The organism is Stappia stellulata (assembly GCF_020176715.1).
Classification (GTDB): domain Bacteria; phylum Pseudomonadota; class Alphaproteobacteria; order Rhizobiales; family Stappiaceae; genus Stappia.
Genome location: NZ_JAIVMF010000003.1, coordinates 159,594 through 171,356 on the forward strand (window position 1 = coordinate 159,594; position 11,763 = coordinate 171,356).

11 protein-coding genes are annotated in these 11,763 nt (G+C 66.3%); 6 read left to right on the top strand and 5 right to left on the bottom strand.

Annotation, left to right across the window (positions count from 1 at the left end; all coding sequences use genetic code 11):
* The 5 genes from LC092_RS05495 to tpiA form a co-directional block, all read right to left on the bottom strand.
* On the bottom strand, positions 1 to 1,167 hold the full coding sequence (locus LC092_RS05495) for an efflux RND transporter periplasmic adaptor subunit (protein ID WP_224805440.1): 1,167 nt from the start codon (positions 1,165 to 1,167) through the stop codon (positions 1 to 3).
* A gap of 74 nt (positions 1,168 to 1,241) precedes the next feature.
* Positions 1,242 to 2,105: a VOC family protein gene (locus LC092_RS05500; protein ID WP_224805441.1), complete on the bottom strand. Its 864-nt coding sequence runs from the start codon at positions 2,103 to 2,105 to the stop codon at positions 1,242 to 1,244.
* A 76-nt stretch (positions 2,106 to 2,181) separates the two neighbouring features.
* Complete coding sequence (locus tag LC092_RS05505) at positions 2,182 to 3,810, bottom strand: CTP synthase (protein WP_224805442.1); 1,629 nt, start codon at positions 3,808 to 3,810, stop codon at positions 2,182 to 2,184.
* A gap of 120 nt (positions 3,811 to 3,930) precedes the next feature.
* A complete protein-coding gene (secG, locus tag LC092_RS05510) occupies positions 3,931 to 4,305 on the bottom strand; it encodes a preprotein translocase subunit SecG (protein WP_224805443.1) in 375 nt (124 codons plus the stop codon).
* Positions 4,306 to 4,405: 100 nt separating this feature from the next.
* Positions 4,406 to 5,161, bottom strand: a complete 756-nt coding sequence (gene tpiA, locus LC092_RS05515) for a triose-phosphate isomerase (RefSeq protein ID WP_224805444.1) — start codon at positions 5,159 to 5,161, stop codon at positions 4,406 to 4,408.
* Between the two features lie 233 nt (positions 5,162 to 5,394).
* Here tpiA and LC092_RS05520 point away from each other — a divergent pair, with 233 nt between their 5' ends.
* The 6 genes from LC092_RS05520 to lexA all read left to right on the top strand — a co-directional run bounded on the left by LC092_RS05520 (position 5,395) and on the right by lexA (position 11,747).
* The gene (locus LC092_RS05520) at positions 5,395 to 7,287 is read left to right on the top strand and encodes a SurA N-terminal domain-containing protein (RefSeq protein WP_224805445.1); all 1,893 of its coding nucleotides are present in this window, start codon (positions 5,395 to 5,397) and stop codon (positions 7,285 to 7,287) included.
* A 92-nt stretch (positions 7,288 to 7,379) separates the two neighbouring features.
* Positions 7,380 to 8,408 carry an anthranilate phosphoribosyltransferase gene (gene trpD, locus LC092_RS05525; protein WP_224805446.1) on the top strand — a complete coding sequence of 343 codons (1,029 nt, stop codon included), beginning with the start codon at positions 7,380 to 7,382 and terminating at the stop codon, positions 8,406 to 8,408.
* Positions 8,401 to 9,210 (top strand): indole-3-glycerol phosphate synthase TrpC, encoded by an 810-nt coding sequence (gene trpC, locus LC092_RS05530; protein ID WP_224805447.1) that lies wholly within the window; start codon positions 8,401 to 8,403, stop codon positions 9,208 to 9,210. The genes trpD and trpC overlap by 8 nt, the downstream gene beginning before the upstream one ends.
* 33 nt (positions 9,211 to 9,243) lie before the next feature.
* Complete coding sequence (gene moaC, locus LC092_RS05535; RefSeq protein ID WP_224805448.1) at positions 9,244 to 9,732, top strand: cyclic pyranopterin monophosphate synthase MoaC; 489 nt, start codon at positions 9,244 to 9,246, stop codon at positions 9,730 to 9,732.
* The gene (glp, locus tag LC092_RS05540; protein ID WP_224805449.1) at positions 9,729 to 10,940 is read left to right on the top strand and encodes a gephyrin-like molybdotransferase Glp; all 1,212 of its coding nucleotides are present in this window, start codon (positions 9,729 to 9,731) and stop codon (positions 10,938 to 10,940) included. The genes moaC and glp overlap by 4 nt, the downstream gene beginning before the upstream one ends.
* 96 nt (positions 10,941 to 11,036) lie before the next feature.
* A complete protein-coding gene (gene lexA, locus LC092_RS05545) occupies positions 11,037 to 11,747 on the top strand; it encodes a transcriptional repressor LexA (protein WP_224805450.1) in 711 nt (236 codons plus the stop codon).
* Positions 11,748 to 11,763: the final 16 nt, after the last annotated feature.

Sequence of the window (11,763 nt, forward strand, 5' to 3'; positions counted from 1 at the left end):
CTACTCCGACTTGTCGTCGGCAAGGACGGCATTGACCGGAACACCCGGACGAACCTTCTGCAGCCCCTCCGTGATCACTCGTTCACCTTCCTGAAGGCCCTTCTTCACGACGAACTTCGTGTCGACCTGCTCTCCCAGCTCGACGCGACGCTGCTCCACGTTCTCCTGGCTGCCGATGACAAGCACGAAGGGGCCGGTCTGGTCCCGCTGCACCGCCGACTGGGGAATCACGACTTCCTCGGCGCTGTCTCCCGCCTCGATCACGACCGTGACGAAGGTTCCGGCAACGAGAAGACGGTCGGCGTTGGGAAACTGTCCGCGAATGGCGATTGTCCCGGTCGCCGGATCAACGGCATTGTCGATGAACACGATCTCGCCGTCCTCGCCATACTTCTGGCCGTTCGGCAATACGATGTGGATGTCCGGGTGCTTGCCGATCTCGTCCAGGTTTTGCGGGGCGCTGCCGTTTCCGCGAACGGCCTCCAGGTAATCCCTCTCGCTGATCGAGAAGCTGACGTACATCGGCGCGGTGCGCACCAGTCGGGCAATCGGGCCGGACGACGGACCGACGACATCGCCAACGCTGAAATTGGTCTTTCCGAGCTGGCCATCGAAGGGCGCGTGAATCTCGGTATAGGCAAGGTTGAGATCCGCCTGCGTCACCGCGGCATTGGCCGCATCGACCGCCGCCTCGGCCTGTTCCTTGGCCGCCAGCGTCGCCTGATACTTGGCCTTGGAGACATGCCCCTTTTCGTAAAGGTCCTTGTCGCGTTCGAGGTCGGCGGTCTTGAGGGCGGCCTCCGCTTCCGCCCGGGCCGCTTCCGCCTTCGCCGATGCAAGGGCTGCCTCATAGGGCGCCCGTTCGATGGTGAAGAGCAGTTCCCCGGCCTTGGCGGTCGCGCCGTCCCGGACTTCCTTGCTGTCCAGAAACCCGGACACGCGGGAGATCAGGTTGACGTTGTCGACCGCCTCGATCTGACCGACGAAAGTGGCGGATTGCCGGATTTCCTGTTGAACTGCCGCCGCCACGGTCACCGATGGTGGAGCGGCGGCCGGCGCGGAGGACTCCTCCGATGGGCTGCAAGCCGCGAGCACGCCCGAAAGCCCGATGGCAATCGCCAGAGGTCGCATCCAGTTTCCGGCTGCCGCCATCGTGAAGATCTCCATGAAAACCTGTCTGTCTCCCCGCTCGCAAACCGAGCGCAGAAGTGAAAATGGTCGAAAAACGTTACACAGCAATGTCACGGAAAAACAAGCGACAATCCCGCGGTTGCAGAAGACGGCACGACCAGCCCCTCGGGCGATGACCGGGTCTCCAGCCCCGCCTTGCGGCAGTCCGCCTCAATCTTTGCACGGTCGCCGCCGGAAAACACCACCGCGCTGATGCGCGGTTGAGCGTTCACCAGCGTAACCGTTTCGCCGAAGAGCCGTTCGTAGGCGCTCGGCGGCATCAGCTTGAGCTCGCCGCGCGGCGTCGTGATGGTGATGCCGAGGCTTGTCGCGCGCATTTCCCGTTCGCCGGTAAAGGCGGAATAGAAGATATGGTGCATCGCCGGCTCCTCGCAGACGACCACCACGCTCTTGAGGGCCCGCACCCCGTTGCGATGGCTCTGGTAGGCCGCCGACCAGAAATTTTCCGGAAAGCGATGAAAGCAGGTGAAAAAGCCGTTGCCGGCATCCCCCGGATCCCGGGCGAAGGTCAGGTCGAAGCCGACCTTGCGCGTGCCGCCATCGGGCAGCGCCTGTTCGCGTTCGAAGGAAAACGGTGCGAACACCGGGAGCCCGGCATGCTCGAATGCCGCGCGGTCCGCTGCCGGATCCTTGCTCTCCAGCACGAGCATGGATCCGCCCTGACGCTCTTTCAAGAAGTCGCGGTTGAAGGCCCCGAACGAAAAAACGTCGCCGGTCGCCTCCGGAATATCGGCTCCGTCGCCAATGGCGAGCAATTCCAGAAAGAACCCGTCGAGCTGCACCAGACGGTTTTCCGTCCCCCAGGGGTGACGCGCGCGCGGCGTCACCGTGAAGCCGAGCGCCTCGAGCCCGGCGGCCACCGCATCAAGGTCCTCGACGGCCCAGACCAGATGGTCGAATCCGCGTGCTGTCATGGCGCCCCTCTTGTTGTTGTGCTGCCGGTTCAATGCGTCGCCAGTCGGCGTTCGGACGGCTCCCGGCCGGGGAAGACTACACCAATCGGCTCTGCTCGACCGCCGCCGCGACAAAGGAGGCGAACAGCGGGTGCGGCTCGAACGGCCGGGACTTGAGTTCCGGGTGGTATTGCACGCCGATGTACCAGGGATGGCCGGTGATCTCGACGGTTTCGGGCAACTCCCCGTCCGGCGACGTGCCGGCAAAGGTCAGCCCGGCGGCCTCGAGGCGCTCGCGATAGGCGATGTTCACCTCGTAGCGATGGCGATGGCGTTCGGAAATCGACTCGCTTTCGTAGATCTCCGCGATGCGCGACCCGGGCTTGAGCGTCGCCGGATAGGCGCCCAGCCGCATCGTCCCGCCAAGCTCGCCGTCCTCCTGGCGTACTTCAAGCGTGTTGCCGCGCGCCCATTCGGTCATCAGGCCGACGACGGGCTCGGGCGTGTCGCCGAACTCCGTAGAGTTGGCATCCGTGATACCGGCCAGGTTTCTGGCCGCCTCGATCACCGCCATCTGCATGCCGAAGCAAATGCCGAAATAGGGAACGTCATGAGTGCGGGCGAATTTCGCGGCCGCGATCTTGCCTTCCGCGCCGCGCTCGCCGAAGCCGCCCGGCACCAGAATGCCATGCACGTTCTCAAGCCAGGGTGCGGGATCTTCCTTTTCGAAGATCTCCGATTCGATCCACTCGATGTTGACCCGCACATGGTTGGCGATGCCGCCGTGGACCAGGGCCTCGATCAGCGACTTGTAGGCATCCTTGAGCACCGTGTACTTGCCGATGATCGCGATGGTCACCTCGCCTTCCGGATTGGCGAGATTTTCCGAAATCTCGGTCCAGCGGGAGAGGTCGAGCGCGGGCGCGCCGGTGATGCCGAAAGCGGCGAGCACTTCCTCGTCCAGCCCTTCCTCGTGATAGGCGATCGGAACGTTGTAGATCGACTTCACGTCATAGGCCGGGATCACCGCGCCTTCGCGCACGTTGCAGAACAGCGACAGCTTGCGGCGCTCGCTTTCCGGGATCTTGCGGTCGCAGCGGACCATCAGGATGTCCGGCTGGATGCCGATGGAGCGCAGTTCCTTGACCGAATGCTGCGTCGGCTTGGTCTTGAGTTCGCCTGCGGAGGCGATGAAGGGCATCAGCGTCAGGTGGATATAGACCGCATGCCCGCGCGGCAGCTCGTTGCCGAGCTGGCGAATCGCCTCGAAGAACGGAAGCGCCTCGATGTCGCCGACCGTGCCGCCGATCTCGCACAGCACGAAATCGTAGTCCTCGTTGCCGTCGAGGACGAAGGCCTTGATCGCATCGGTGACGTGCGGAATCACCTGGACCGTGCCGCCCAGATAGTCGCCGCGCCGCTCCTTGGCGATGATGTTCTGATAGATTCGGCCGGTGGTGATGTTGTCGCGCTTGTTTGCCGGACGACCGGTAAAGCGCTCGTAATGGCCGAGATCGAGGTCCGTCTCCGCTCCGTCGTCGGTGACGAAGCACTCGCCGTGCTGATACGGGCTCATCGTGCCCGGATCCACGTTGAGATAGGGATCGAGCTTTCTGAGACGAACCCGATAGCCACGGGCCTGAAGGAGAGCACCGAGAGCCGCAGACGCAAGCCCCTTGCCCAGTGAGGACACCACGCCGCCGGTGATGAAGATGTATCGCGCCATGGACAAATACCATATCGCCGCGAGCGCTGATTCGAACGCCCGTCGGTATTTAACACACAAGAAAATGCCCCGCGAGTTCGTCGCGGGGCATGCGAAGGGGCGAAAAGGTGCCGCGCCGCCCTATTGAGCGGGCGGGACCTGCGGGCCGTCGGGCACCGGAGCGGGCCTGATCTGGTCCAGAATGCCGTTGCCGCCGGAGCCCTCGCCACCGTCGCCGGCAGGCGCGGTCGGCGCGCCGGGCACGGCATCGAGGATCGAGGCCGGGCGCTCGCCGTTCTTGGCGATGATCGCGAGGGTGAGCGACGTGGCGAAGAACACCACGGCAAGCGCAGCCGTGGCGCGTGTCAGGATGTTGGCGCTGCCGCGAGCCGAGGTCATTCCGCCGCCGCCACCGCCGCCCATGCCGAGCGCGCCGCCTTCGGAGCGCTGCAGAAGAACGACGAGGACGAGCGCGAGCACGACCATCAGGTGAATGACGATGATAACGGTTTCCATCGAGGACCAGTCTTTGAGAACGGATTTGAGCCGGGTTCTACACCAAGGCGCGCCGGGTTTCCACCCTTGATGGCGATCGGCGCGCCGGGAAGTGAAAACCTTACCCGGCGGCGGCGACAATCGGCAGGAAATCGTCGGCTTTCAGGCTGGCGCCGCCGACGAGCGCGCCATCGACGTCGGCGATCGCCAGCAGCTCAGCCGCATTGGCCGCCTTCACCGATCCGCCGTAAAGAAGACGAACCGCCGCAAAGCTATCGCCGAAACGGTCGATGAGCTCGCGGCGCATGAAGGCGTGCATCTCGGCGACATCTTCCGCCGTCGGCGTCAGGCCGGTCCCGATCGCCCAGACGGGTTCATAGGCAACGACGAGCGCCTCCGGCGTCGCGCCGTCCGGCACCGACTGTGCGAGCTGGCGACCGACGACGGCAAGCGCCTCCCCGGCCTTGCGCTCGCCTTCGGTCTCGCCAACGCAGACGATGGCCGTCAGCCCCGCGCGCCAGGCGGCCCGTGCCTTGGCGTTGACCGTCGCGTCGTCCTCGCCGTGGTCGGCGCGGCGTTCCGAATGGCCGACGATGACGTAGGATGCGCCGGCATCCTTCAGCATTTCCGCCGAAATGTCGCCGGTATGGGCACCGCTTGCCGCAACATGGCAGTCCTGTCCGCCGATCTGCACGCCGCTGCCGAAGACCTTCGTGACCGCCGCCGCGATCATCGTCGCCGGCGGACAGATCGCCACCTCGACGGATCCCGTGCCGGCGCGCACGTCGTCGGCGATGCGGATCAGTTCGTACAGCGCGGCGCCGAGACCGTTCATCTTCCAGTTGCCGGCAACGAGCGGTTTTGAAACGTTCGACATTCGGGACCCCGTCTTCATTCTGGTTGACCGGCGACTTTCCCCGGCATTTCCGTCGGCGCGCGACCGGCCATTCACGTCCGGTGCTAACAGAATTCCGCAATTGATCAAGATGGTGGCGTGTCCGGTTGCGCCGCCTTGCCCGCCGCCGCCGTCGTCTCTATGATCCGCCCGCTCCGGATGCGGCCTTGTGACCGCACTCTTAATTGTTCGCCCTTGAACCGACGGATTCCGCAATGCTCGATACTCTGCGCGCTGGCGCAAAGTCCTGGATTTCAAAACTCCTGATTGGCCTGCTCGTGATCAGCTTCGCGATCTGGGGCATATCGGGCGATTTGCTCAACGTCGGGGGCGATCGCGTGGCATCGGTCGGCGACCAGAAAGTCTCCATCGAGGCCTTCGACACGGCCTACCGCCGCGAACTCGACCGGATCGGCCGCAGCATCGGCCGCCCGCTTTCGACGATCGAGGGCGCATCGCTCGGGGTCCCCGGACAGGTGCTTGGCCGGCTCATCGCGGAAGCGGCGCTGAACCAGACCGCCGAAGATCTCAATCTCGGCGTCACGGATGAAGAGCTGGTTCGGCTGATCCAGTCGGCCCCGGCCTTCCAGGCGCCGGGCGGCGGGTTCGACCGCAACCGCCTCGTCCAGATCCTCCAGGCCAACGGTCTGACCGAGGACCAGTTCGTCGAGGAGCGCCGGGCGCTGGAGGAGCGGCTGCAGATCGCCGAGGCGATCAGCGGCGGGCTGACCACGCCGCAGCCGATGCTCGAAGCCTTCAACCAGCACGCCAAGGAAGAGCGCAGCGCCAAATACATCGTGCTCGACCAGGCGGCCGCCGGCGAGATCCCTCCGCCGGGCGACGAGGAGCTGACCACCTATTTCGAGGACAATCTCGCCGCCTTCCGCGCGCCGGAATATCGCAAGATCGCCGTCCTGCAGATGACACCCGACCGCCTCGCGCGCCCGGGCGAGGTCAGCGAGGACGACGTCAAGCGCGAGTATGAAGCGGCAGGCGACCGCTTCGGCGAGGTCGAGGAACGTCGCATCCTGCAGCTGACGCTCGCGTCCGACGAGGATGCGGACGCGGTGCGTCAGGCGCTCGCCGAGGGCAAGAGCTTCGAGGACATCGTCGCGGAGCGCGGCACGACCATCGAGGCGATCGATCTCGGCTCGATGAAGCGCGCCGACCTGATCGACCCCGCAATCGCCGACGCCGCCTTCGCCCTCGAAGAAGGCCAGGTCTCCGACATTGTCGACGGCCGCTTCTCGCCGGTGGTGCTGAAGATCGCGGAGATCACGCCCGCGCGAAAGACCCCTTACGAGGAGGTCGCCGACACGCTGCGCCAGGAAATCGCGCTGCGGCTGGCCGAGCGCGAGGTTCTGGACCTGCACGACGAGATCGAGGATGCCCGCGCCGGCGGCGCGACGCTGACCGAGGTCGCCGAGCGGTTCTCCCTGACCCTCGACACGCCGCCGGCCTTCGACACCGCCGGCAAGGCGATGGACGGAACCACGGTCGACCTTCCCGATACCGCCGACCTCATTTCCGATACGTTCGAGAGCGATGTCGGCATCGAGACCGATCCGCTGCAGCTCGGGCGCACCGGGTTCGTCTGGTTCGAGGTGACAGACGTGGTCCCGGCCCGCGACCGCACGCTGGACGAGGTCCGCGAGGATGTCGTCGCCGCCTGGACGGCGCAGCAGCGGTCAGAGCGCCTCGACACGATGGCCGGCGAAATCCTGTCCGAGGTCAAGGACGGCAAGACGCTCGACGTCGTTGCGCAAGAGCGCGGACTGGACGTCGGAACGGCGGACGGCTTGCGCCGCAACGCGCAGACCGACGTCTTCTCAGCGGCTGCCATCGAGGGCGTCTTCTCCGGCCCCGTCGGTACGACGGGAATGGCGACGCGTGACAGTGACGGCGCCCGGATCGTGTTCAAGGTCGAGGCGGTCAATTCGCCGGCGTTCTTCCGCGAGGACGGCGAGATCGCAGCCCTCGACGACCGCCTCGGCGAAGCGCTGCAGAACTCGGTGCTCGGCGAATACGTCAGTGAACGCCAGGCGACCCTCGGCGTCAGTGTGAACCAGGCGAACATCAACCTTGTGATCGGTCAGGGCGGCGGCTAAGCCGCCCGGCCCGCGCACGGAACGACGGCCGGCGGATAGGACGATCTTCCGGCCCTCGCCCCGATGACGGGCGACTTTGAAAGGACGAGCCAGTGAGCAATCTGAAGAGCCTGATTGCGAAGGCAGCCGACGGCACGCCACTCTCGCGCGACGAGGCCCGCGAGGCGTTCGACATCATCATGTCGGGCGCAGCGACCCCGTCCCAGATCGGCGGCTTCCTGATGGCCCTCAGGGTTCGGGGCGAAAGCATCGACGAGATCGCCGGCGCCGTCGCCACCATGCGGGCGAAAATGCTGCCCGTGGACGCGCCGGCAAACGCCGTGGACGTGGTGGGCACCGGCGGCGACGCGTCGGGAAGCTACAACATCTCCACCTGTTCCGCCTTCGTGGTCGCCGGCTGCGGCGTTCCGGTCGCCAAACACGGCAACCGGTCGCTGTCGTCGAAATCCGGCGCCGCCGATGTCCTGATGGCGCTCGGGATCAACATCGAGATCAAGCCCGAGCAGATCAGCCGCTGCATCCATGATGTGGGCCTCGGCTTCATGTTCGCCCCCAACCATCATTCCGCGATGAAGCACGTCGGACCGGCCCGTGCCGAGCTCGGCACGCGCACGATCTTCAACCTGCTCGGCCCGCTGTCCAATCCGGCGGGCGTCAAACGGCAGATGGTCGGCGTCTTCGCCAAGCGCTGGGTGGAGCCCATCGCCCATGTGCTGGCATCGCTCGGCTCCGAGGCCGCCTGGGTGGTGCATGGCTCCGACGGGCTGGACGAGATCACCACCACCGGCCCGACCAGCGTCTCGGCGCTGGAGAACGGCAAGGTCCGCAGTTTCGAGATCTCGCCGCAGGACGTCGGCCTGCCGCTGTCCCGCCCGGAAGACCTGAAGGGCGGTGAGGCGAAGGAAAACGCCGAAGCGCTGAAAGCCGTGCTCGAAGGCGCCAGGAATGCCTATCGCGATACGGTGTTGATGAATGCCGGCGCGACCCTTCTGGTCGCCGGACACGCGTCCTCGCTTGGCGAGGGCGTGGCGCAGGCCGCCCAGTCGATCGACAGCGGCGCGGCGCTGGAGCGGTTGAACCACCTGGTCCGGCTCTCCAACGAGGGACATGGCAATGGCTGACATTCTGGCCCGCATCGAGGTCTACAAGCGCGAGGAAATCGCGGCCGCCAAGGCAAAGATCCGGCAGGCGGAGATCGAGCGCCAGGCGGCCGCCGCCCCTGCCCCGCGCGGGTTTTTCAAGGCGCTTCAGGCCCGCCGGACGACGGGCGACTTTGGCCTGATCGCCGAGATCAAGAAGGCGAGCCCCTCCAAGGGACTGATCCGCGCCGACTTCGATCCGCCGGCGCTCGCCCGCGCCTATGAAGAGGGCGGCGCCGCCTGCCTCTCCGTCTTGACCGACGGTCCGTCGTTTCAGGGCGCGCCGGAATATCTGGGCGCCGCGCGCGACGCCTGCGGCCTGCCGGTATTGCGCAAGGACTTCCTCTACGATCCCTATCAGGTCTTCGAGGCGCGCGCCTGGGGGGCGGATTGCATCCTGATCATCATGGCGGCGCTGGACGACGAGACGGCAGCAACCCTCGAGGCGACCGCTTTCGACCTCGGCATGGACGTGTTGCTGGAGGTTCACGACGCAGACGAGTTGCAGCGCGCGCTTCGGCTCGCCTCGCCCATGATCGGGATCAACAACCGCAACCTGAAGACCTTCGAGACACGGCTGGAAACCAGCGAGGAACTGGCGCCGCAGATCCCCTCCGACCGGCTGGTCATCGGCGAATCGGGCCTGTTCACCCCGGCAGACCTGTCGCGCATGTCATCCTGCGGGATCTCCACCTTCCTGATCGGCGAGAGCCTGATGCGACAGGCGGATGTCGCGGCGGCAACGCGTGCATTGCTCTCGCCGACGCCGGCCATTGCCCACTGAACCGGCCTGACGCCCGGCAGAGCAGGACGCACCATGACAACCACCGATGCAAGACTGACGCATCTGGACGAGACCGGCGCCGCCAATATGGTCGACGTCTCCGCCAAGGACGTCACCACGCGCGAGGCAACAGCCGAGGGCTATGTCCGGATGAAGCCGGAAACGCTGGAGATGATCCTCTCCGGCAACGCCAAGAAGGGCGACGTGCTCGCGACGGCGCGGATCGCCGGCATCATGGCGGCGAAGCGCACCCATGAGCTCATCCCGCTGTGCCATCCCCTCGCCCTGTCCAAGGTGGCCGTCGACATCGAGGCCGACGCAGGCCTGCCGGGACTGAAGGTCACCGCATTCGCCAAGCTTGCCGGCCAGACCGGCGTCGAGATGGAGGCGCTGACCGCCTGCTCGCTTGCCTGCCTCACGATCTACGACATGGCCAAGGCGGTCGACCGCGGCATGGTGATCGAGGGGGTGCGCGTTCTGTCCAAGTCGGGCGGAAAATCCGGCGACTGGACCGCGGCATGACACTGATTTCCGTCGACGAGGCACTCGCCCGGCTGCTCGACGGCGTGACGCCGCTCGAGGCCGAGACGGTCCCTCTGGACGACGCGAACGGCCGCACCCTGGCCGCCGACATTCGAGCCAACCGCACGCAGCCGCCGTTTTCCGCATCCGCCATGGACGGCTATGCGGTGCGCGCCGCCGACATTGCCAGCGTGCCCGCCCGGCTGCGGGTGATCGGCGAAGCGCCGGCCGGCCACGGCTTTTCCGGCGCGGTGGGGCCAGGCGAGGCCGTGCGAATCTTCACCGGCGCGCCGCTTCCCCGGGGCGCGGACACGATCCTCATTCAGGAAAACGCCGAACGCTTCGCCGACGGCGGTGAGATCACGGCGCTGGAAACCGCCGAACACGGCCGATACGTCCGGCCGGCCGGGCTCGACTTCCATGAAGGGGACACACTCCTTGCGGCCGGGCAAACGCTCGGGTTCGCGGATCTCGCGCTGGCAGCCGCCATGAACCACGCGGCGCTTCCGGTCTACCGCCGTCCGCGCGTCGCCATCCTTGCGACCGGCGACGAACTGGTCCCGCCCGGCGGCGATCCCGGCCCCGACCAGATCATCGCCTCCAACCACATCGGCGTCGGGGCGCTCGTCGAGGATCATGGCGGGACCGCGATCCAGCTCGGCATCGCCGAGGATCGAGCCGATGCGCTGGCGCGGAAGATCGCCGCCGCGCGGGACGCAAAAGCCGATGTTCTCGTGACCCTCGGCGGAGCCTCCGTCGGCGATCACGATCTCGTTCAGGATGCCCTGGGACAGGCCGGCATGGACCTCGCGTTCTGGCGGATCGCCATGCGCCCCGGCAAGCCGCTGATGGCGGGACGGATCGGCGACATGCAGGTGCTCGGCCTTCCCGGCAACCCGGTGTCGAGCCTCGTCTGTTCGCTGCTGTTCCTCAAGCCGCTGCTCGCCGCCCTGAGCGGCCGCCCGCGGATCGAGCGCCTGTCCGAGCAGCTTCCGCTCGCCGCCGATGTCGGCGAAAACGACCGGCGCGAGGACTACCTCCGGGCCAGCCTTGAGATCGGCGACGACGGTATCGAGCGCGTCCGTCCGTTCGAAAGGCAGGATTCCTCCATGCTCGCCACCCTCGCCCGCGCCGACGTGCTGATCGTGCGCCCGCCGTACGGGCCGGCGCTGCCCGCCGGTACCCCCGTTCCGGTCATTCGCATCTGAAAACACCGACGCGGTTGTGGAACAAGCCGGGAACGGCTAGACTATGTTCATGATTTGTCCGTAGTCTGAGTCGAATGGCATTGGGGATCCTGTCGGATGTTGACGCGCAAGCAGCACGAATTGCTCCTGTTTATCCATGAGCGGCTCAAGGAAACCGGTGTCCCGCCCTCCTTCGACGAAATGAAGGACGCGCTCGACCTGCGCTCCAAGTCCGGCATCCACCGCCTGATCACCGCTCTTGAGGAGCGCGGCTTCATCCGCCGCCTGCCCAATCGCGCCCGTGCGCTCGAGATCGTGAAGCTGCCGGAATCGGTCGCTCCCGGTCTCGCCGCGCCCCGTTCGCAAGGCTTCTCGCCCTCCGTGATCGAAGGCTCGCGCGGCAAGACGCCATCGGCCGCGCCCCAGCCGGTCGTCTCCGACACCGACAGTGTCTCGATCCCGGTCATGGGCCGCATCGCCGCCGGTGTGCCGATCGAGGCGATCCAGTCCCACAGCCACACGATTTCCATGCCCGCCGACCTTCTCGGGTCGGGTGAGCACTATGCGCTCGAGGTGCGCGGCGATTCCATGATCGATGCCGGCATTCTGGACGGCGACACCGTCGTCATTCGCAAGTCGGACAGCGCCGACAGCGGCGACATCGTCGTGGCGTTGATCGACGACGAGGAAGCCACGCTGAAGCGGCTGCGCAAGAAGGGCGAGTCCATCGCGCTGGAAGCGGCAAACCCGGCCTATGAGACCCGCATCTTCGGCCCGGGCCGCGTCCGCGTCCAGGGCAAGCTGATCTCGCTCTTCCGCCGCTACTGAACGCGCACGAGCGGAC

Coding starts and splice junctions, on each gene's coding strand:
- moaC (WP_224805448.1), top strand. CDS start 9,244: ATGACAACCACCGATGCAAGACTGACGCATCTGGACGAGACCGGCGCC.
- secG (WP_224805443.1), bottom strand. CDS start 4,305: ATGGAAACCGTTATCATCGTCATTCACCTGATGGTCGTGCTCGCGCTC.
- glp (WP_224805449.1), top strand. CDS start 9,729: ATGACACTGATTTCCGTCGACGAGGCACTCGCCCGGCTGCTCGACGGC.
- tpiA (WP_224805444.1), bottom strand. CDS start 5,161: ATGTCGAACGTTTCAAAACCGCTCGTTGCCGGCAACTGGAAGATGAAC.
- trpC (WP_224805447.1), top strand. CDS start 8,401: ATGGCTGACATTCTGGCCCGCATCGAGGTCTACAAGCGCGAGGAAATC.
- lexA (WP_224805450.1), top strand. CDS start 11,037: ATGTTGACGCGCAAGCAGCACGAATTGCTCCTGTTTATCCATGAGCGG.
- LC092_RS05500 (WP_224805441.1), bottom strand. CDS start 2,105: ATGACAGCACGCGGATTCGACCATCTGGTCTGGGCCGTCGAGGACCTT.
- LC092_RS05520 (WP_224805445.1), top strand. CDS start 5,395: ATGCTCGATACTCTGCGCGCTGGCGCAAAGTCCTGGATTTCAAAACTC.
- LC092_RS05505 (WP_224805442.1), bottom strand. CDS start 3,810: ATGGCGCGATACATCTTCATCACCGGCGGCGTGGTGTCCTCACTGGGC.
- LC092_RS05495 (WP_224805440.1), bottom strand. CDS start 1,167: ATGGAGATCTTCACGATGGCGGCAGCCGGAAACTGGATGCGACCTCTG.